At 70.5% G+C, this 19,708-nt stretch carries 20 protein-coding genes and 4 pseudogenes; 12 read left to right on the plus strand and 12 right to left on the minus strand.

Annotated elements, in window-relative coordinates; all coding sequences use genetic code 11:
• The first annotated feature begins 66 nt into the window (after nucleotides 1-66).
• Complete coding sequence (locus tag ACFQLX_RS11760) at nucleotides 67-453, plus strand: hypothetical protein (protein WP_386414305.1); 387 nt, start codon at nucleotides 67-69, stop codon at nucleotides 451-453.
• Nucleotides 454-671: 218 nt separating this feature from the next.
• On the opposite strand, the gene ACFQLX_RS11765 is transcribed toward ACFQLX_RS11760, so the two are convergent.
• The 4 genes and pseudogenes from ACFQLX_RS11765 to ACFQLX_RS25800 form a co-directional block, all read right to left on the minus strand.
• Nucleotides 672-1,067, minus strand: a complete 396-nt coding sequence (locus ACFQLX_RS11765) for a hypothetical protein (RefSeq protein WP_386414307.1) — start codon at nucleotides 1,065-1,067, stop codon at nucleotides 672-674.
• Nucleotides 1,068-1,342: 275 nt separating this feature from the next.
• Entirely contained in the window at nucleotides 1,343-2,119 is a 777-nt protein-coding gene (locus ACFQLX_RS11770) for a phage terminase large subunit family protein (protein ID WP_386414308.1), read from the minus strand.
• A 35-nt stretch (nucleotides 2,120-2,154) separates the two neighbouring features.
• Nucleotides 2,155-2,499 (minus strand): annotated as a pseudogene (locus ACFQLX_RS11775) (hypothetical protein); the annotation flags it as partial.
• A gap of 167 nt (nucleotides 2,500-2,666) precedes the next feature.
• The gene (locus ACFQLX_RS25800; RefSeq protein ID WP_465270545.1) at nucleotides 2,667-3,425 is read right to left on the minus strand and encodes a putative antirestriction adenine methyltransferase; all 759 of its coding nucleotides are present in this window, start codon (nucleotides 3,423-3,425) and stop codon (nucleotides 2,667-2,669) included.
• Between the two features lie 166 nt (nucleotides 3,426-3,591).
• Between ACFQLX_RS25800 and ACFQLX_RS11790 the strand changes: the two genes are divergently transcribed.
• From ACFQLX_RS11790 to ACFQLX_RS11800, 3 genes are all read left to right on the plus strand, one after another.
• Nucleotides 3,592-4,080, plus strand: coding sequence for a hypothetical protein (locus ACFQLX_RS11790; RefSeq protein ID WP_386414311.1), 489 nt, complete (start codon nucleotides 3,592-3,594; stop codon nucleotides 4,078-4,080).
• A 315-nt stretch (nucleotides 4,081-4,395) separates the two neighbouring features.
• The gene (locus ACFQLX_RS11795) at nucleotides 4,396-4,746 is read left to right on the plus strand and encodes a UBP-type zinc finger domain-containing protein (RefSeq protein ID WP_386414312.1); all 351 of its coding nucleotides are present in this window, start codon (nucleotides 4,396-4,398) and stop codon (nucleotides 4,744-4,746) included.
• A 439-nt stretch (nucleotides 4,747-5,185) separates the two neighbouring features.
• Nucleotides 5,186-5,728: a peptidoglycan-binding domain-containing protein gene (locus ACFQLX_RS11800; protein WP_386414313.1), complete on the plus strand. Its 543-nt coding sequence runs from the start codon at nucleotides 5,186-5,188 to the stop codon at nucleotides 5,726-5,728.
• A gap of 188 nt (nucleotides 5,729-5,916) precedes the next feature.
• Here ACFQLX_RS11800 and ACFQLX_RS11805 read toward each other — a convergent pair.
• Both ACFQLX_RS11805 and ACFQLX_RS11810 read right to left on the minus strand, forming a co-directional pair.
• Nucleotides 5,917-6,105: pseudogene (locus ACFQLX_RS11805) on the minus strand (DUF4192 family protein); the annotation flags it as partial.
• A gap of 430 nt (nucleotides 6,106-6,535) precedes the next feature.
• Nucleotides 6,536-6,880 (minus strand): hypothetical protein, encoded by a 345-nt coding sequence (locus ACFQLX_RS11810; protein ID WP_386414314.1) that lies wholly within the window; start codon nucleotides 6,878-6,880, stop codon nucleotides 6,536-6,538.
• 363 nt (nucleotides 6,881-7,243) lie between these two features.
• Between ACFQLX_RS11810 and ACFQLX_RS11815 the strand changes: the two genes are divergently transcribed.
• Both ACFQLX_RS11815 and ACFQLX_RS25805 read left to right on the plus strand, forming a co-directional pair.
• Entirely contained in the window at nucleotides 7,244-7,597 is a 354-nt protein-coding gene (locus ACFQLX_RS11815; RefSeq protein ID WP_386414316.1) for an HAD family hydrolase, read from the plus strand.
• 65 nt (nucleotides 7,598-7,662) lie between these two features.
• A pseudogene (locus ACFQLX_RS25805) lies at nucleotides 7,663-7,797 on the plus strand (IS982 family transposase); the annotation flags it as partial.
• Between the two features lie 144 nt (nucleotides 7,798-7,941).
• Here ACFQLX_RS25805 and ACFQLX_RS11820 read toward each other — a convergent pair.
• The gene (locus ACFQLX_RS11820) at nucleotides 7,942-8,430 is read right to left on the minus strand and encodes a hypothetical protein (RefSeq protein WP_386414317.1); all 489 of its coding nucleotides are present in this window, start codon (nucleotides 8,428-8,430) and stop codon (nucleotides 7,942-7,944) included.
• Nucleotides 8,431-8,777: 347 nt separating this feature from the next.
• Nucleotides 8,778-9,953, minus strand: a complete 1,176-nt coding sequence (locus ACFQLX_RS11825) for an MFS transporter (protein WP_386414318.1) — start codon at nucleotides 9,951-9,953, stop codon at nucleotides 8,778-8,780.
• 106 nt (nucleotides 9,954-10,059) lie between these two features.
• On the opposite strand from ACFQLX_RS11825, the gene ACFQLX_RS11830 reads away from it, so the two are divergent.
• Nucleotides 10,060-10,986: a LysR family transcriptional regulator gene (locus tag ACFQLX_RS11830; RefSeq protein WP_386414319.1), complete on the plus strand. Its 927-nt coding sequence runs from the start codon at nucleotides 10,060-10,062 to the stop codon at nucleotides 10,984-10,986.
• 57 nt (nucleotides 10,987-11,043) lie between these two features.
• On the opposite strand, the pseudogene ACFQLX_RS11835 reads toward ACFQLX_RS11830, so the two are convergent.
• A pseudogene (locus tag ACFQLX_RS11835) lies at nucleotides 11,044-11,274 on the minus strand (DNA-binding response regulator); the annotation flags it as partial.
• A 184-nt stretch (nucleotides 11,275-11,458) separates the two neighbouring features.
• Here ACFQLX_RS11835 and ACFQLX_RS11840 point away from each other — a divergent pair.
• The 5 genes from ACFQLX_RS11840 to ACFQLX_RS11860 all read left to right on the plus strand — a co-directional run bounded on the left by ACFQLX_RS11840 (nucleotide 11,459) and on the right by ACFQLX_RS11860 (nucleotide 16,820).
• Nucleotides 11,459-12,211, plus strand: coding sequence for a tyrosine-type recombinase/integrase (locus tag ACFQLX_RS11840; protein WP_386414320.1), 753 nt, complete (start codon nucleotides 11,459-11,461; stop codon nucleotides 12,209-12,211).
• Nucleotides 12,212-12,223: 12 nt separating this feature from the next.
• On the plus strand, nucleotides 12,224-12,688 hold the full coding sequence (locus ACFQLX_RS11845) for a very short patch repair endonuclease (protein ID WP_386414322.1): 465 nt from the start codon (nucleotides 12,224-12,226) through the stop codon (nucleotides 12,686-12,688).
• Between the two features lie 162 nt (nucleotides 12,689-12,850).
• Nucleotides 12,851-14,899 carry a helix-turn-helix domain-containing protein gene (locus ACFQLX_RS11850; RefSeq protein WP_386414324.1) on the plus strand — a complete coding sequence of 683 codons (2,049 nt, stop codon included), beginning with the start codon at nucleotides 12,851-12,853 and terminating at the stop codon, nucleotides 14,897-14,899.
• A complete protein-coding gene (locus tag ACFQLX_RS11855) occupies nucleotides 14,896-15,876 on the plus strand; it encodes a hypothetical protein (RefSeq protein ID WP_386414326.1) in 981 nt (326 codons plus the stop codon). The genes ACFQLX_RS11850 and ACFQLX_RS11855 overlap by 4 nt, the downstream gene beginning before the upstream one ends.
• Complete coding sequence (locus tag ACFQLX_RS11860; protein ID WP_386414327.1) at nucleotides 15,876-16,820, plus strand: DUF6339 family protein; 945 nt, start codon at nucleotides 15,876-15,878, stop codon at nucleotides 16,818-16,820. The genes ACFQLX_RS11855 and ACFQLX_RS11860 overlap by 1 nt, the downstream gene beginning before the upstream one ends.
• Before the next feature lie 151 nt (nucleotides 16,821-16,971).
• Here ACFQLX_RS11860 and ACFQLX_RS11865 read toward each other — a convergent pair whose 3' ends face one another.
• The 3 genes from ACFQLX_RS11865 to ACFQLX_RS11875 form a co-directional block, all read right to left on the minus strand.
• A complete protein-coding gene (locus ACFQLX_RS11865; RefSeq protein WP_386414328.1) occupies nucleotides 16,972-17,469 on the minus strand; it encodes an SMI1/KNR4 family protein in 498 nt (165 codons plus the stop codon).
• A gap of 75 nt (nucleotides 17,470-17,544) precedes the next feature.
• Nucleotides 17,545-18,591, minus strand: a complete 1,047-nt coding sequence (locus tag ACFQLX_RS11870) for a DNA cytosine methyltransferase (RefSeq protein WP_386414330.1) — start codon at nucleotides 18,589-18,591, stop codon at nucleotides 17,545-17,547.
• A 147-nt stretch (nucleotides 18,592-18,738) separates the two neighbouring features.
• A complete protein-coding gene (locus tag ACFQLX_RS11875) occupies nucleotides 18,739-19,698 on the minus strand; it encodes a DNA cytosine methyltransferase (protein ID WP_386414332.1) in 960 nt (319 codons plus the stop codon).
• Between the last annotated feature and the right edge of the window lie 10 nt (nucleotides 19,699-19,708).

Here is a 19,708-nt window from a genome sequence, read left to right on the forward strand (position 1 = left end):
TGGTCGTCCGTGCCTTCGGGAGGGACCTATGGTGCGGCGATGGGGAGTAGTCGCAGGATCCGCCGTATGGTTGTGGACGGCACGGTGTACGGCTGGTGTTTCGCGCACCGGCATGATCGGGTGCGGGGCTACCCGGGCTGCAGCAGCACCGTAACGCTGTGGCGCCCCGGAGGGAGGGCCCGGCTGCGCCTGGTGTTCCAGCCGGGTCCTGATCGCGTTATCGCGGACGGGTACTTCGATGAGGGCGCGGCGGGGCGTCTGTCGGACCGGGCGTATCTGAACCTGCATGAGCCAGGCAGCGTCAGGGCGTTGCTGGACGAGGCCCTGGTCCGGGGGCTGTTTCCTGAGAAGGAGACAGTGGAGGTGGACGGCTGGCCACTGTTCGACGCCGTGATGCCCGCAAGTACCGCTGGACGGCAGGCGTCCACCGACCGACAGCTCGATGATCATTAAGGCCGCGGTCCTTACGCCGGGTTTCCCGTCAACTGGTGCTGGTCATGGACGCATCCCCCGCGGTGGAGCCACTCCCTGGCTGCGTTTGCCAGCTACGCCCGGGAGTGAAGTCGGTGCCCCTGGCCGCCCGGCGTGCACCGGGCGGCCGGGGGTTGCTCTGCCTGGTTCACGGGCGGGACCCGTATCAGGCGTGGTGGGTGCGGTTGGTGGAGCGGGCGTCAGTGCAGGTCCGAGCCGCAGTTGGACGGTCCAGAGCAAGCCTGGAAGTAGATGGTCTTCAGTCCCGTGAAGGTGGTGATGTCCTTCTCGCCCTTCACGACGTTGCTCGACGCCCCGGCGATCGCGTACCAGCCGTCACCCCCGTTGGCCTCCACCCGCATGGTTCCGTTGGTGCTCGAGGAGTCGTACATCCAGACGGTGATCACACCGTTGTAGGCGCCCTTGCCGTCGGACACCCACTCCCAGCAGACGTCCGCGCCGGCCATCATGTCCGCCGTGCCGACCCACCCGCACTTGCTTCCTGCCGCGTGGGCCGGCGCCGCGCCCGCGATGCCGAGGCCGCCAGCGACGATGGCGGCGGATGCCATGGTGGCGAAGGTCTTCTTGAGGTTCATGCCTGGGACCTCTCTCACAGCCTGAGCGCCCCTCACGGGCGCCAGGCAGTTGACGACTGTCGCGTCGAGGATCGCAAGGCTCCTGTCGAGCGCGAATCAACCCACCGCCCGAGGAGGGGTAAACCCTCGCCGTATGCGCAGGTCAACCAGCGATTTAGTTCTTACCGGGCAGCGAACGCGGCGGCAACGGCAGAGATCGACTTAGTGAACTCCGTACCCACGGACCGCCAAAGACGCGAGACGTGGCGACTCGCTCGATGCGTCGTCTGCAGCATCTACCGTCGCCCTGCCAGTCGGCCGCCCTGCGCCAGCCTCGGAGTCGTGCCCCCTCCCCCGTCCATCAGCAGGTCCGTCAGCGCCCATATCGCCGAGTCCAGCAGGTCCGGAGAGCGTGCCTCCGGGTCCGCCGCGCCGACGTACGTCGTCATCTGCTCCTCCAGTGCCGTGAACGTCCGTAGCGGGCCCGCGTGGCTGACGCGGGACTGCTCGTACAGCATCGCCACCGGCGCTGCCCTCGCCCGCTTTCCCCGCGTCGCGTGGACCAGTCGGCACGGCACGTGTGGCGCCACCTCCGCCAGCAACGCCGGCAGGTACTCGCCGCCGTTGTTCGCCTCGATGACCACGTAGTCCGCCTGGTGCTCGCGGTACAGGTCGGCCGCGCGGCGCATCGCAGCGGTCGGGGTACGGCGGGCCTGCTCGGTATGCAGGACGTAGCCGCGGGGGCGGCGGTCGCCGTACATCGCCTCCAGCGGGTACGAGCGTCTCGCCACCGTGAACGCCGTCAGGTCCGCAGTCTCGCCCGCCGTGACCGCCGGGTCGACGGCCACGACCACCCGTTCCAGCGGCGGTACGGACCCGCGCGCGAGGCGGAAGCCCTCCACCTCGAACATCCACTGCTTCCACAGTGCGCCCTCGATGTCCTCCAGCAGCACCCCGTCCAGCTCCTGCCGACCCAGCCGCGTGCCGCCGTACTGCGCGTCCAGCTCCGCCAGCGCGGCGGGGAAGAGGTTCGCCCGGTTGTCCCCGGTACGGCCGAGGTCAGCACCACGCACGAGACGTCCCCGCCCTCCGTACGGCCGCGCTCCACCAGGCGCTTGACGTGCGGCAGCGGCTTGGGCGTCGTGGAGATCACCACCTGCGGCTCCGGCGCCTCACGCAGGGTGGGCCACAGCATGTCGTACACCGTCTGCGCCGTGTGCCGGTTCCACGCCGCGTACCCGTCCAGCCAGCCCTTGCCGAACGCGAAGCCGCGCAGGTTGTCCGGGGTCTCCGCGCCGAAGCCGTAGAGGACCGAGCCGTTGGCCAGGTGCAGCGTGGTCAGCCCGTTGCCGGGGGAGTAGCGGCGGATCTCCGACGGAGGGATCACCGAGAGCAGCCCCGACTTGGGGGACTCGAAGCAGATCTCCTTCACCAGCGTCGCGTTCTTCGCCATCACTGCGACCGCCGTCCCGGGCGCCTGTGCCCACCCGCACACCGTCTGCGCCGCCGTTCGGCTTTCCCCCAGCCACGACCTGTCAGCAGCATCTACGTCGCCCACCGCCCCGCCCGAACGCGCTGCGCGGCGCGGGGGTCCGCCTCGATCAACGCGGCTGCCTCGGACTACAGTTGCGTCTCCGACATATCTGCGGGATCGATCACGGGCTCTCCCCGTCGCCGTCGGTCAGGCATGAGTCCAGTTCGCGCCGCAGCTGCTCCATGCGGGCTCTGCGCTCCTCGTACGACAGTGCCGCGTACAGCACCAGCTTCGCCAGCCGCCGGTACGAGGTCGGCGTGACGGGAAAGTCGGAGAGCAGGCAGACGTTGTGCGGGTCGTGCTTCGGGGTCGAGAACGCGAACGCCACGACCACCATCCCATCGACAGCGGTGCCAGGGCGATACGGTCCCGAGCCGCTCGCCGGGCAGCAACCGCGGGGCGCCGACCGACTTCAGGCGCTGCGCGGGCCGTATGATCCGCGAACACGACACCGAGGAGTACACGTTGATCGATACGCCCCGGTTCGCGGTCTCCACCTGCCCGCGCAGCCGGTCCTCCAGGCCGTCGACGGGGACGTGCACGCCCAGCACCCGGTGCGGCCGGCCGGTGATCCGCTCCACCAGCTCCCGCTTGCCCGCCTTGTCCAGCAGCGGGTACTCGGGCGCCGGCCGGTCCAAGTGCCGCTCCAGCGAGGCGAACTGCGACTCGTAGTCCCCGGCGAAGAACGACGGGAAGCACACCACGGGCGCCTTCTCCGGCACCCGCTCCACCAGCCACTCGTTGACGTCCATCGCCGCGTACGAGGCCAGCCGCAGCCCCACCGCCTCGACCTTCGCCCCCACCCTCTCCAACTGCGCCCGGTACTCACCGGTGAACCGCTCCAAGACGTCCCGAAGAACTCCTGCACCGGCGCGAGCTCGGGAATCCGATGTTCCAGCGCGTACGGCAACGCGAACCGCGCCTTCCTCGCCGGCGCGGTCGAGTAGCTGCGCGCCGCGGCTGGTTGCTGAGGTCTGGCAGTTCCCGCTGCGCGCCTGCCAGAGTCGGGTCATGGCAGACCGTGACGTCGAACTCTTGGCGCTGCTGCGCGATTTCGACGACCCCCAGCACATCGAGCGGCCCCGCGGTTACGAACCGCGCCTGCTGCGCACTCGGTTCAGCGCCCTGGTTGCACGACTCGAGAGCGACTTCGCCACCCCTTGTGACTCCGAACAGGACACGCAGGACTCAAGCGAGTACGGGCGCGTACACGTCCCGGCGGAGGCGACCACCGCCGGGACCCGGATCGTCGTGTGCGTCAGCAAGTTCGGCGACCTGGCCCTCGTGTGTGCGGACAACCCCGGTGCTTTCCTGGGGCTCCAAGAAGCTCAAGATCTCGGCGAGCTGGACATCGCTGATCTTGAGAAGGTTCATCGGACTCTCGTCGACCTCGGGTACGTCGTGGTTCCAGAAGAGCTTCTCGAACGGGACTACGAAGGGCCAAGCGCGCTGTGGTGCCACCGACCCACCTGGTGGCAGCGCTACTTCGGCTCCTGCTGAATATCGACGTCAGGCCGCGGCCTCAACACACAGCCGGCTCCCCCTCCGCGTCCAGAGGGGGAGCCGCCGATCCGCGCTCCTGGAGGTCTGCGGGCCGCTGCTCAAGCCCCACCTCCGCCCCACCCCTCGCTTGAGCGACGGGACCGGTCCGCGGCACACGGTTCCGGTGGCGTCACCCCCTCGAACCGTGCCCGTACTGTCTTCATCCGCAGGCCGGCGTTGGCGGCGTCCAGCAGGAGGACCGGCAGCGCGTAGTCGGAGTCGATCGCCCCCGATCGCCGAGCGTCCGCTCGCCCACGCGCATACGATCGCGCCATGAGCGCAGAGCAAATGATCAACCCGGACGTGCCCCCGTCGGGACCCGGGTGTGTGGAGTGCCTGGAATCCCCGTCGGGCTGGTGGCTGCACCTACGGCGCTGTGCGGCGTGCGGCCACGTCGGGTGCTGCGACAGCTCGCCCTCCCAGCACGCCTCGCACCACGTCAGGGACGTCGGCCACACGATCATCCAGAGCTACGAGCCGGGTGAGGAGTGGTTCTACGACTACACCACCGAACAGTTCACCCAGGGTCCCGAACTGGCACCGCCGACCAGCCACCCGGCGGACCAGCCCGTCCCCGCACCCGCCGACAGGATCCCGGCCGACTGGCAGGAGATGCTGCACTGAGGCAACAGGCCAAGGGGGTCCCACTCACCCACCTGGCGGAATCGCCACCTCGGGCATTCCCGGCGCGAGGCCCACGGGCACAGCCCCCTCCGGCGGCACCGGAACCACCCTGGTCCGCGGCGTCCAGGTCCACCTGCAGGCGATCGCCCCGAGCATCAAGCCGGGCGGCCGCGTCGAACAGGCCGTAGTGGGCGGACGCATCGCCACCCGAGGCTGACCACCTGGCCACCGTCGAGAGCAGGCGCCAGCGACCGTACGGAGATACGGACAGAGGCAGCAGCGCGCGCCCCGACGCCTCGGGCACTGGGGGGCCTTCGCCTACCGCAGAGGTTTACAACTCCATACAACGGGCGGTGGATTCGTCACACACGCCAGGATCCGTACATTCCTCACCATCGGCCATCGAGGCCATCGAGGCCGCCGATCCGGGGAGAGACCTGTGTCCACCGCCAAGACCCGCCTGACCGCCCTCGCCGTCGCCGCGACCGCCGGTGCGATGCTCGGGATGGCCACCACGCCCGCCTCCGCCAGCAGCAGCTACGACGGCGGCGCCTACATCGACGCCTCCGGCTACGTCATCGAGGGCTTCGACCCCTACTTCGACGACTGGCGCGACGAGGGCAAGCTCACCACCAGCATCAACGCCGTCTCCAACGCCACCTGCCTGTGGCAGAAGATCCTGTGGGCCGACAATCTCCTCGGCTGGAACGAGATCGACGGCATCTTCGGATCCAGGACGGCATCCGCCACCGCGACCTGGAAGTCGAGGCACGGCCTGCCCAGTGACGGCATCGTGGGAGACGGTGCGTTCGACAAGGCATCGGACTTCATGCAGGACCGGAACGGTGACCCCGCGGTCGACACGTACCTCGGCGCGGTGCACACCTTCAACCTGTGGCGCACCTCCGACGGCCGCTACCACTTCTACGACAAGACGGGCGCGAACCGAGCCGCCGGCTACAACTACCGCACCTGCGCGTAGCGCCCACCCAGCGGCGCCTTCACCGGTAGGTCCGGCAACGCGCAGGCAGCGCCCCCTCCTGTCGGGAGAGGATGCCGCCGACCTGCGCTTCGGGGGCTCCGCGGACGCTGCCCGAGCCCCACGTGCGCCCCACCCCCGCCCCACCGTCCGCGCAAGCAGCGGGCGCGAGACCGGGGACGGAGCGCCGCTCACGGCTTGCGAGGTGCCGCCCGCTCGAACCGTGTCCGTACGTCCTCCACCCGCAACCCCGTGTTGATCGCGTCCAGGAGCAGCAGCGGCAGCGGGTGGTCCGGGTCGATGGTGGCCGCCTCGGCGAAGGCGACGCGGGCTGTCGCCGTGTCGTCCTGGAGCCATGCCGTCCAGCCCAGGAGGGTGAGGGGCGGCGGGGCGTGGTCCTCTTACGGTGGGACGCAGCGGCGTACGAGGGACAGCCACAGGCGGTGGGCGTGCTCGGTGTCCTCGGGTGCGATCGCGATGACCGCGCCGTCGCGGGCCAGGCGGTCCCGCAGGCCGGTGCGACCGCGCCCTCCCGGAAGTGCCGCACGGCGGAGACGACGTGTGCGCCGGTGCGCTCGCGGACCGCGTCCTGCGAGGCGCGTGCGGTCTGGAGCGCGGCGGCGAGCCGTGCCACCTCGATCTCCCGCACCTGCTCCTCGCGCACCTCCGGCACCTGCACCTCCGACAGCGCCTTCGCCCTGCGCAGCCGCTTGGCCGGCTCGGACGCCGAGCGGCGTACCCGCTCCACCGCGTCCAGGTGCCTGCCTGCCTCGCCCTCGAAGAGCCCCGCCAGCTCCTCGGGTCTCAGCTTCACCGGCTCCTCCAACAGGCCGTCGGCCCGCTCGACTTGGTCGGCCTTGCCCTTCGCCTGCCGACGAGCCTTGGACTGCTCCCCCTTCTCCTTCTCCGACAACTCCTTCTCCGAGAAGAACCCGTCCTGGTTCTCCCGCCCCTGGCGATCGAGGTGGTCAGGTTCGGCAGGCCCATCCGCCACTTCGCGTACTCGGCGCTCTTGCCGAACATCTCCCCGATGCGCTCCGGCGCGTACTCGAAGCCCACCAGGTCCGCGTACGCCTGCGCCTCCTCCATCACGGTCATGTCCGCGCGGCCGAGGTTCTCGGAGATGCCGTTGACGAGCACCTGCACGTCGTCCATGCCCTTGACGACCGTCGCGCGGATCGCGGTCGCTCCCTCGATGGCGCGCTCCTCGAAGAACTTCCGGGGCCAGTGGGGATCGGGCTCGATGTCCGCCAGCGCGATCTCGTAGATCTCGCCGGCCGCGGTCGGGGTCGCGGCGCTCGCGGGCGGCTTCCTCGCCTGGGGTCTCGCGGGAGGGGTTCCTGCAAGGTTGATGATGTAATTCTATGATCAATCGATCTTGACCGTCTGGCGGAACGGGGGAGGTATCGGCGCGAGCGCCTGCGGCTACACGACCACGTATCCCGGATGCACCGTCAGCATTCGGGATGGGTTGTCTAGATTGGATGTACGCACAGGACGCACGGCGGGTACGGAGTCATGAGCTGGTACGTGCTGGTGGAGGCCAACGAGTCGTACGGTGGCAGCAATGAATGGGAGCTGGTGGAACGGATATCCGTCGAAGACGGAAGGGAAGCAGCCCTCGCGCGGGCCGAGGAAATGAGCCGGACCTATGCGGCGCGCCTCTTTGACCGCGAGGAGTATGGCCGTTTCGTGTTCCGTACGTCTCCGACGAGTTGGCTCGTGGAGCAGACCCGGTCGGTCTGGTATGAGGGCTCCAGCAGCCCCAGCACGATCTCCGGACACATGCGCATTTACGTCGCCGAGCTGGTGATGACACGGGAGTTGGTCCCCGCCGATCCTCCCAAGAAGAAGGGATGGCTGCGCAGGTGACTGCCTGCCGCGACTGATCGAGTCGGGGAACGGCACCCTCAGGGCCGGCTTGACCTGGAACGGCACGACATGACGGCCGGGCCTTCGAAGGTGTCGCCGTTCGCGTTGCGCAGTACGTCCTCGCGCTGGCCGCGGCGATCTGGCGCAACCACAAGACCGCACTGCCCGTCATGCGATCTCTGACCGCCTACGGCCACTGACCACATCGGGATGATTCGTCTACAGCGCGACGACGGTAATCACCCTGCGCCTCGCCTCAGGCGCAGGGTGAGGAGCAGGTTCTTGACCCGCCTGGCCACCTCGTTGCGGACAAGGGTGCCTCGGGAAGGGGGGACGCCCCCGACCTACGTGGAAAGAGGGGCGGGCGCGGGAGGGGTGGGGACCGCGGCGCGGATCTCGTGGAGCGCGGCGGTCAACTCCTGCGAGTACCAGCCGTGGTGGGTGGCCAGCTGGTGCCTTACGGCCGGGCTCGACGTGTAGATCGACGTCAGGAGGGCCTTCCAGGCTGCCCGGTTCGCGGGGGAGACGTTGCGCTGCTGGGAGGAGATCTCCTGCATGTATATGCAGTACAACTCGGCCACCGCAGCGATCCGATGGCGCTCGGGATGCTCGGGCGGCGCTTCGGCGTTCTCGAAGAAGTACGGCCGCAGGTGCGGGTGCTCGATGAACACCTCCTTGAGGCGGATGCCCACCTCGTAGGTCGACCGGCGCGCGGTGGAGTGGAGGTTCTCCACCAGGTGCCGCAGCTGGACGATCAGAAACCCCAGGCCGACGAGGGACATCGCGCTGCTGCCGATGGCGGCCCATGCCTGGGCGTTCTGAGCCCACTCCATGGCGTCTCCCTTCCCTTCAACTGGGCGAATGATCTGGTCCGTTGAGAGGTGCGGTCAAGACCGGCCCGGGCGGCGGAAGAACCCCCGGGGTGTTCGATCCGAACAGAAGCCGTGGCCCCATGGCACTGATCTGCTTCACCACACCTCATCCCCCGCGAAAGCGGTGCCGGGTTCGCTGTCGGCGCCCGTACGCGCAGCGGAAAATCCAACCGGCGTCTCAGGGTTGTCGGGGGCCGCGGCCGCCCGAACGTACTCGGTCATCCCCCTGCGCCGTCGAAGTCACCGCTCGGTGGTCAGGTGCGGGGAGAAGAAGCCCCTATGCATGGCCGGTGGTGAGGCCGCGGCCTTCAATCGGTGCTGCGCGCCTCACCCTCAAACGCCGCACGGGCGGGGTCCGCGGTCTCGTACGTCCTATCCGCCGGCCTCACCGCCCGGGCCGCCAGGCCCACCGCGACCGCCAGCGCCGCCGGGAGCAGCAGTGCCGTCGTCAACGTCGTCGCCTCGGCTGTGAAGCCGATCAGGGCCGGGCCCGCGAGGCCGCCTGCCGTGGCGAGGGTGGTGACCCAGGACAGGGTGCGCGCGCCGCCCGGGGACGTGCCTGCCGCGCTCACCACGACCGGCCAGACCAGCGCCATGCCCGCGCCGGCCAGCGCCCACCCCGCCGTCGCCGCCGGGACGCCCGCCGCCGTCAGGACCAGCGCGTAGCCCGCCGTGGCGGTCGCGCCCGCCAGGCGGAGCGTGCGGACGGGGCCCAGGCGGGGGCGTACCGCGTCGCCCGTGAAGCGGACCGCCGTCATCGCGGCGAAGAAGACCGTGTACGTCAGCGACGCCGCCGCCGGGTCCGCGCCGAGCACGCGCCGCGCGTGGACGCCCGCCCAGTCCGTCGCCGCCCCCTCCGCGAGGAACGCCGCCGCGCCGATCAGCCCGAGAGCCAACCCGGGAGCACGCCCGGATGGGCCCGGCCGGCGGCGTACGGGAGGCTCCGCGTCGTCGTAACCCCCGACCGCCGCGAACGCCGCCGCCAGCATCGCCGCCCCCACCCCCTGCAGCACCTGCGCCGGCACCCCCGCGTGCAGCCCGGCCGACGTCGCCGCGCCGCCCGCGACCGCGCCGAGCGTCCACACGCCGTGCAGCGTCGAGATCACCGGCCGGCCCGAGCTCCGCTCCACGGCCGTCGCCCGCAGGCTGAGCGCCACGTTGAGGGCGCCCAGGAGACCGCCCAGGACGACCGCGGCGGCGAGCAGCGCCGGATAGCCGCGGGCCAGCGCCGGGCCCGCGAGGGCGGCGCCCGCGGCGGGAGCCGCCGTACGCAGCAGCAGGGAGCCGCCGCGCCGGGCGGCCAGGCGGCCGGCGAGCGGCATGACGGCGATGCCGCCCAGCGCCAGCGCGAGCAGCGTCGAGCCGAGGCGGGCCTCGCCGAGACCGAGGCGCGCGTCGGTGGCGGGCAGCGTGGCGCCCCACAGGGCGGTGAGGACACCGGTGAGGCCGTACTGGACGGCGGCGGTCGCACGTTCGCGGTTCATACGACGACGGTCGCGCCCGCAACCCGCGCCGGGCCAACACCTGTGGGTCCCCGATCCACACCCTGCGGATGTAGACGCAGGCCGCCGCGCCGTGTAGGCCTGCCGCATGCCCCACGATCTGGAGCCCCGCCTGCTGCGCTACTTCACCGCCCTCGCGGAGGAGCTCCACTTCAGCCGTGCCGCCCAGCGGCTCTACATCAGCCAGCAGGTCCTCAGCCGCGAGATCAGGCGGCTGGAGGAGCGGGTCGGCGTACCCCTGGTCGAGCGCAGCACCCGGCACGTGGCGCTCACCCCCGCGGGGGAGACGCTGCTGCGCCGCGCCCGCGAGCTCCTCGCGCTGCACGACCAGACGCTGCGCGAGCTGGGCGGCGAGCGGCCCGGGCTGATCGTGGACGTCGTGGCGCCGGGGCTCACGCCCTCCCTCGTGCTGGACGCGGCCCGGCGCGGCGCCCCGCACCTGGAGTTCTTCGCCCGCTTCCAGAACGGCCCCGAGCCCGCGCTGCACGCCCTCCAGGCCGGCCGGCTGGACGCCACCTTCGGCCGCCCAGGGACCGCGGCCGTCGCCCAGCAGCCCGTACGCAACGAGCCGCTCGCCGTCCTGCTCCCCGAGCGGCACCCCCTCGCCGCGTACGAGGCCGTCCCCCTCGCGGCCCTGAAGGACGAGCGCCCCTGCGTCCGCGCCGGCGGCCACGCAACGCCAGGCTGGGAGGCGGCGGTCCTGCAACTGCCGGCGCCCTTCGGGGCGGACGCCGCCCGCGCGCATCCGCACGTGGCGGGCGGCGACGAGCTGGCGCGGCACATCCGGGACCGGGACGCGCCGGTGCTGGTGCTGGCGACGCAGCCCCCCGTCCCGGGCGCGGTGCTGCGTCCGCTGGTCGAGCCGGTCGCCCTCTTCCCGTGGCGGCTGATGTGGCGGCCGGGGGTCGCGGACCACCCCGGGCTGCGGGTGCTGCGCGAGGCGGTGGACGCGCTGGGGGTCGAGGGGCGCTGGCTGGAGGCGCCGGCGGGGGCCTGGCTGCCGCGGGACGCGTGACACGCTCGGCCCATGACCGAAGACGACGGCGCACGCCGCCGCGCCGCCGCGTACCGCGCGGTCGGTGAGGCGGCTCAGCTCGGGGTGCTGCTGCTCGCGCAGCGTCGCCGGCATCACGGCCGTGAACTTGTCGATGAGGCGCCGCGTCGTGCCGGGCGCGACGACCGCGTCGCCGTCGTGCACCGAGCGGATCGCCGTGAGGAGCTCACCCGGCGGCACGTCCTTGAGCATGAAGCCGCTCGCCCCCGCCCGCAGCCCCGAGAACGCGTACTCGTCGGGGTCGAACGTCATAACGCACGCATTGTGCGTGTCCATCGCGTAACCGGACGCGGGCGCGGCCTTCCAGCTGTCCTTGCGGGCGGGGGCGGGGGCCTGCGGAGAGAGGTGTGGGGCCGTGCCGGCGACCTCTCGGGCCCAGTTCGGGCCCATGATCTTGGTTTCGGCATAAGCTGAGGCCCATCGCGTGGGCGCGATGGGCCTCAGTCTGGTGAAGCTGCTGGTCAGGGGCGGTTTTCAAGCCTCTGTCCGGTGGGGCGGGTGGGACTCGAACCCACGGCCGGCGGATTATGAGAACAGTGAGGGCCTGCACCCCGACTGGGTCTCACGCCGCTTCCGCCGCCTGGTCGAACTCTCCGGCCTGCCCCCGGTCCGCCTGCATGACCTGCGCCACATCTCCGCGACGCTCTCCCTCCTCGCGAAGAACGACATCAAGGTCGTCCAGGAGCGCCTCGGCCACTCCTCCCGCCAGATCACCTCGGACACCTACACCAGCGTTCTGCCGGAGATGATGCGCGCCGAGGCGGAGTCGGTCATCGCGGTGGTGCCGCGCGGCATCACGTACGAGACCACGACCGCGCTGTCGGTTCCCGAGGACGCCCACCACCACGACGTGATCGCGCTCTACGTCCGCGCGGTCCGCGAGGCGGCCGAACCCTCCTGGACCATCAACGCGGCGACCATCCGGGACGGCCGCCCCTGCGGCACGATCACCGTCACAGGCGGCGCCCGGGAACGCGCCACGGAGGCGGCGGCCCAGTGGCTCCGCACCCACTGCACCGCACGCTACCTCGACCTCTTCCGTACGGATGACCTCACGCCGCACGTCCCCAAGGACGAGCAGCAAACCACCGTCCTTCTCCGCTTCCTGGCCGGACGACAGCCGACCACCCCGGCGCCGCGGCCTTCCGGCAAGCGGCAAGCCCGGAAGCGACCCGCACCCGGGTAGGCTCCCGACCCGATGACGAAGCAGCCGCCTACTCCGTGGAAGCCGCCCAAGGGCTCGTGGGCCTCCTCGGCCGGCAACCGCAGGAGCATGCTTGCCAACCGGGGCCGCGACACCAAGCCGGAGCGGGAGTTGCGCTCCATGCTGCACGCCGCGGGGCTGCGTTACCGCGTCTCCGTACGGCCGCTGCCGGAGTTGCGCCGCACCGCCGACATCGTCTTCCGCCCGGCGCGCGTCGCGGTCTTCGTGGACGGCTGCTTCTGGCACGGCTGCCCCCAGCACTTCACCGCCCCGCAGACCAACCCGGACTACTGGCGTGAGCGGATCAACCGCAATATCGAACGCGACCGGGAGACCGACGCCCGCCTGCGGGAGGCCGGCTGGCTCGTCCTGCGCTTCTGGGAGCACGAGCCGGTGGAGGAGTGCAGCCGCGCAGTACGCGAGGCAGTGGGCCGCCGCCGCCCGCCAGCAGCTTCGTGACGGTGCGTCCGACAATTTCCTTTGACAAGACCCCACTTGTCAAAGGAACCCTTTAGGGTGGTCGCCTGAACGGTTGACCGAGAAACGTGGGGGGCGGCAGTGGCGGTGGCACCGGGGCGTGACTTCGGAACGTGGCTGAACCGACAACTCGACATCACGCGGATGTCCCAGACCGAGCTCGCCGAGCGGCTCAACCTCACCCGCGCCGCGGTCTCGGCGTGGATAAACGGTCGTGCCGAGCCGCGCGAGGAGATGAAGCGGGCCATCGCCGAGGTCTTCGGGGTGGACCTCGCCACCGTTTACGAGCGCACTGCCGATGTGGCACCCTCCATGCCGCTCACCTGGCACCACAGGCCGGCGCACACGGACGGCGGCCGGGAGTACGGCAATGCCGCCGCCTTCGCCTTCGACGCCGACCTGGCCGTACTGGCGCGCGAAGCCACGCAGAACTCCCTGGACGAGCAGACCGACCGCAACCGCCCGGTGCGGGTGCGCTACACCCTGCACGAGATCTCCGGCGAGTCGTTCCACACCTTCCGCGGCGCGCTGCGCTGGCACGAACTGGCCGACCACTACGAGGCGGCTGCCTCCGGCGGCCAGAAGGTCTCGCGTAGCCTGCGCGCCGCCCTCGATGATCTCCAGGACCACCAGAGTCTGCTCCTGCTGCGCATCGACGACTACAACGCCGCCGGCCTCACCGGCCCGGAGTACCAGGACGGGCGCTTCGCGGCGGTCGTCCGCCGGCAGCTCGACAGCCACAAGCAGTCGGCCGGACGCGCCGGCGGCTCGTACGGTCTGGGCAAGGCCACCCTGTGGGCGACCAGCCGCTTCGGGCTCGTCCTCATGAACTCCACGCTCTCCGAACCGCACGAGGGCCGCACCGCGGGGCGCGTCGTGGGTCGGCTTGACCTGCCTTGGCGCGAGGTGGACGGCCTCGCCTACGCGGGGCCGGCCTGGTTCGGTGAGCCCGACACCGAGCCTGCCCACAAGGGCATCTCGCGGTCCTGGTGGGCCGACGACAAGACGCTGCGCGAGCTGCACCTGGAGCGCACCGGCGACGAGCCGGGGACCTCGTTCCTCATCGTCGGCGCCCACGATGCCTCCGGCGACGCCGAGGATCTGCACGAGATGCACGCCAAGCTGGTGCGCTCCCTGGCTGACGGGTTCTGGGCGGCGATGATCGGCGGCGACCGAGCCGGCCCCCTGCTCGAAGCCCACGTCACCACGATGCGCAACGGGCAGGTCGTCATCGCTGAGGAGCGTGTCGACCCCTACAGCCGACACCCGGCCCTCTCCCGCGCCCTGCAGGCGCACCTCGACGGGGAGACCGTCTCCGAACTGACCGCAGCCCACCAGGTGGCAGCTGTGGACGTGCCGCTGACCGTCACGCCGCTGAAGGGCCGCGGCCGCAGCCGCGACAAGGGACGCGAGCACAAGGCCGTCCTCCTCATCACCGCGGCGGCCGAGAACGCCGAGCATCCCAACCGGGTTGTGCTGATGCGCGGTAACCGCATGAGCATTTCCCAGCACCGGCCGCGCGAACTGCCTCTCGGCGCCATGCCGTTCCAAGGAGTGCTTCTCGCCGGCTACGCCACCGAACGCGACAGTGAGGATGTACGTCTCGCTGAAGAGTTCCTCCGCGCCTCGGAGCCGCCCGAGCACGACCGATGGGACCGCACCGAGGAGTTGACCTCCCTCTACGAGCGGGGCGCCCTGACCCGACTCCGCGAGTTCCGCAGCGCCATCGACCAGGCGGTACGTGACCTGGTGGGCCGGCGTGAGAAGGCACAACAGGACGGTCCCTCCGTCCTGCGTGAGCTGTTGAAACTGGATGCGCCCGGCGTTCCCGGCACCCCCGGGGCAAGCGCCCGACCGCAGAACTTCCCCACCGTCCGCAACGTCTCCGCTCACGTCCTCGCCGACGGAGCCTGGCAGATTTCCGTGGTGGTCAAGGTTCCGGAGAACCCTGACGGCTGGCAGCTGACCCCAGTCGCGAAGTTCGACGTGCGTTCCGGCGGACGACGCCTGGTGGACTGGGCCTTCCTGGCCGCGACGGAGAACTGTCGCGTCGTCTCCGACACCCTCATCATCGATGGCGGCGTGCGCACCGCGACGTTCACCGGCACCACCGACCCCTCCACCCATCCCGTCCGCAGCGGGTTCGCCCGCCTCATCGTGGACCTCACCAAGGCCCGCGGAGGTGCCGCGTGAAGGCTGTCTACCCCTACCCCGTCCTTTTCGGCGACACCACCGCCGAGGTCCTGTCCGTCTCCGTAGATGATTCCCCGCTCCCGTACGCCACTTGCGTATCCACCGACGAGCAGACCGTCGCGCTGCACCTCTCCGGCCGCGAGCACTGGGAGCGCGCCACCCTGAGCGTCGCCGCGGTGCTGCCCAAGGCCGAACTGCCCGACGGGCCTTGGTCGCAGGTGCAGTGCGTCGCCGTACTGACGGAGAAGGCCACCAACGCCCGGACCGTGGCCCGGCTGGCGGGCGGAGAGGACGGACGCTGGCACGGCAGCATCGACCTTCTCAAGTCCCTGCACCGGGTACGGGCCACGCTGAGCCTCATCGTCGTCGCCACAGTCGAGGGCATCGCGGGCCGCGTCATCGGCACCGCCCAGCAGCCCTGGTACATCGACCTCATGGCTGCCAAACCCAATCGCGCCAGCGAGGTCAACATCCTCGCCAGCGACTTCCGTAACGGTGAACTGGAGTGGCTGCGTCCCTACGCGGACGCCGCTTGGCTGGTCGAGCCGGCAGGGGATCTACCCACCGTCCATCTCAACACCGGCGCGGTCGAGGGCCTGATGGACGTTCTGAACGGGAGCGGTGGCTCCGTTGCCGAGCGGACGCTGCGGGAGCTCACCGCGGGTCAGATCGCCCAGGACGTGTGGACCTCGCTCTTCCACGCCGCGGTCAGCGACCTGGAGACCGAGGATGACGGCACGCCCGTCATGCCCGGCGGCTGGCGTGAGTCGGTGCTGACCCTGATGATGCCCGACGTCATGCCGGGTCGTACGACGGCGGACGCCCTGTACGAGATCAGCAAGCGGCGCGTCAACGGCTACGGCTGGGCCGAGCTGCAGACGGGTATCCAGTACGCCGCCACCAAGCGCAGCCAACTCACCAGGAAGCTGACCAGCGCGGTGCGCTCCGCCGCCCGCGCAGAGAAGGGGACCGTCTGATGAGCCCTCGAACCGGTCTCGGCACCGCTCAGGTGCTCGGCCTGCTCCCCGACGCCGTGGTGGCCGAACACCTCACGCCCGCAGTGCAGTCGGGCCACGAACTCCCGCCACGCACCGCCCTGGTCAAGGCAGCCTCGCTGCTGCCGGAGGACCATGCCCGGTGGCGTACGGCACCGGTGCGTGAACTCCTCGACGAGGCGATGGACCGCTTCGCAGACAACCCGTCCACGGCTGACAGTTGGCTGGCGCCGCGCCTGCACGCCACCCTCCGCATGACGCGCGCCGAGGCGGCGGACAGCCGACTCTGGAACTTCCTCGCCCTGGTCGTCGCCCCCGACTATGTGGTGTGGCGGTGGGGAGGCGGCGGAACGAAGGAGGCACCCGCGGGTCGCTTCACCGGCCTCCACTACACGCAGGCGTTCTCCCGCCTGTGGTGGGCGGCCGAACTCTTCCGCAACGGCCCCGACTACCAGCCCGTCGAGGTGGCCTGCCGCGTCCAGGACGTGCTCAACACGACGATGCGCCTCGACGTCATCGACCACCGGCCCACCGCCCAGGCGATCCTGCGGATCGTTGCGCGTCTGCTGCACGAGCAGGTCTCCAAGCCGGGCGATCACGTCAACGCACTGTCCTCCGCCGTCAACGCAGCCGGCAGCACCCTCTTCTACGATCTGCTCGCCCCCGACGAGCCGTGCGACCAGGAGGAACTGCTGGCCTGGATCGCGGAGACGGGCAACGCCCCGGCGGTGCCGTGGGACCGCCTGCCCGACGGCCCCGAGGACGGACACGTCCACCCGCGCGCGGTCGAGGCACTGCTGCCCCTGTTCGAGAAGCTCCTGGAGGAGGCGCCGCTCAGACAGCGACCGCAGGGCGGTGCGGCGACGGTGCCCCACCAGAGCGACGGCGTACGCCTGGACAAGCCGACCGATACGGCGGCGTGGTAGCGGCCGATGATGAGTCTCTGTGGAATCGGTGATCTTCTACCCAGGGGATGATCCCCTGGGTAGAAGATCACCGCAGCCCTGCTCGCGATTCCCCGCCTGCGGAACGAGATAACCGGTGGGGCCGGGAGACGCGTTGTTCCTCCGCCGACGATCAGGGCTGGTCCGCGATCCGCCGGCCGAGCTGTTCGAGGAACTCCTGCAAGCTGGACGCCACAACCTCGAAGTCGTCAAGCCAGGAAGCCGTGGTGGACCTCCAGACCCGTCCGCTGTCTCCGATCGCGAACAGGTGGCCCCCGCCGTCGCTGGCGAAGACCAGCGCGACGAATTCACCGCCAATCGGAGCGGGACCGTACTCGCGGAAGTGCGCCGCCGCTGTTGCGGGTGAGTGAATGAAGTAGCCGCTGTCGACGTCGGGCAGGGAAGCCTCGCTGATCACCCGGTAGAGCGTGGTCAGGTCGGAGGGAATCGGTGTCAGGTCCACGAGTGCGGACGTCGCCGCGTGACTGTCGTCGGTTGCGAGCATCACGACGTTGTGGTCGGGCGGGAAGCCGTGCGTCGGGAAGAAGGACTGCATCAGCTGTGTCAGTGCAGCGTCGGCCTGCTCCCACCAGGACAGGACCCACTCTGCGGCAAGCCGCTCACCAGACACGTTTCCCCTCGAATACACGTGGGACCTACCAGCGCAGGCCCGGAAGACCATACCGAGGTGCGTGCGGGTCGTCGCTCAGAAGCCGTCGTAGCCCAGTACCTGACCGGCCGGTCGCGACGGCAGGCCCAGCGCGGCGGTGAGGATGTGTGCGGCGAGCAGCGGCGGGATCGCGTTGCCGATCTGCTGCTGCACGTCGTTGTCGATGCCCTGCCACGGGTAGTCGCGGGGGAAGGTCTGCAACAGGCCGGCCTCGGAGGCGGTGAAGCGCCCCAGGTCGCGGCCGTCAGGCGACACAAGCCGGTTACGGCCGATCTTGCCCGTCACGGTGAAGGCGGGGTCGGCCTGCGTGCGCCGTCCCCGCTTCTTGGGGTCGCCGCCGGTGCCGTAGTTCGACACGACCGTGAAGGCACCGCGCTTGAGGACCGAGTCCATCGACGCCCACGGCAGCCGACCTTCGGGATGATCCTCGACCGGGGCGTGGCCCTTCTTATACCGCTGGTGGGTGAGGGCGGGGAACGTCACGGGACCTTCGCGTCGCGCGATGAGCAGCGCACGCTTGCGGGTCTGGGGAACGCCGTACTCCTCCGTGTGCAGCACTCCCGCCTCGGCCGCGTACCCACGGTCCCGTAGCACCCTCGCCACCGCGTGCCAGACCGGCAGAACGGCCGGCACCTGCTCCATGACGATGACGTCGAACGGGTTGCTGTCGTGCCGGGCGAGGACCCACTTCAGTGGCTCCAGGACCAGGCCGGTGCGCGGATCCTCCAGGTTCTCCAGCTCCGCGGTGACGTCCTCGCCGTCGCCCATGCGGTGCAGGAAACCGAGCACCATGTCCAGGTTCTTCCGGCCGGTCCCCGTGCCGGCGACGCTGAAGGTCTGGCAGGGCGGTCCCGCGGTGAGGACGTTCGCTGAGCCGTACTTCTCCGGGTGACAGTCGCGGACGTCGGCTTCCTCGGTGCGCATGTACGGACCCTCGTCGCCCACGGTCTTCGCGAAGGCACGCCGCGTCGCGCAGGCATGGGCGTCGAACTCGATCCCGGTGACCGGGATGCCGAGACTGTGGGCGCCCATATCGAGCCCACCGGGTCCGGCAAAGAGGTCGATGATCTCGAAATCGCCCACACGTACTCCAGTTTGAACCTTGCACGCCCTGGGTCAGTGTGGCTCCAGAGGCTTCACCAGCGGCGTTCGCCACCGAAGAGCTCACAGGTTACCGGTGTCCAGCGATGCGGTGTACGGCGGATCGGGAGAGCTTGACAGTAGACCCTCTCAGTCCAGCGCCGACCGTATGGATCGGCCCAGCGCGCGTCCCACTGGAGGCGGCGTCGCGTTGCCCACCTGTCGATAGCGCGCCGTCTTGCGACCGGCGAAGACCCACTGCTCGGGGAAGCCCTGCAGCGTGGCGGCCTGCTCGACCGTGAGGGGCACCAGACCGGCACGTCCCTGATCAGGGTCCCAGCGGAAGTCGGGGCCCGGCACCTCGTTCGCCACGGTGCCGCCGTCGACCCCCAACCGGGCCCAAGCGCGCTTCGAGCCCGTCGGCCCGAGGTCGGCACCCCCACGCTTCCAGGAGCCGCCGACCAAGGTCGGCGCCACGGAGTCGGCCTGAGCCGCCCACGCGGACGCCTGCGGCCAGCCCCCGCCCGCCATCGACTCGCCCAGCGCCTCGCCCACGGTCGGCGCCCGCGCTCCGGCCGGCGCCGGCGGAACGTACCGTCCCATGGCATCACCGGCGAGGGCGACCAGCACCCCCTCCTTGCGGTCCTGCGGAACGCCGAAATCCCGTGCGTTGAGCGTGAACCACTGCTGCTCGTAGCCGAGGTGGGACAGCTCCTGCCCCATGTACGAGCGGATACCGGCGTACGTCTCCTTGGTGGCCAGCTCGGGCACGTTCTCGATCAGCAGGGCGCGCGGCCGGACCGCGTGGACGAGGAGGACCGCCGCCTCCAGGAGACGGACCTCCTCGTCACCGTTGCCACGCCCCGCGACGGCGCTCGCCGGGACGCGGGGCAGCCCTCCGTAGAGGAGGTCGACGTCATAGGCGACAGGATGCTCGGCCGGATCGAAGTCCAGGAGGTCCGCCTCCAGGACGTTCCACTCCGGACGGTTCTGCCGCAGCGTCTCGCAGGAGACGGCACGGTTCTCCACCAGGAGCACCGGATCGAACCCCGCCTCTTCCAGCCCGAGCGCCAAGCCCCCGGCTCCCGCACACAGCGCCACGGCGGACATCCGCCGACCC

The organism is Streptomyces polyrhachis, from assembly GCF_042663125.1.
Classification (GTDB): domain Bacteria; phylum Actinomycetota; class Actinomycetes; order Streptomycetales; family Streptomycetaceae; genus Streptomyces; species Streptomyces polyrhachii.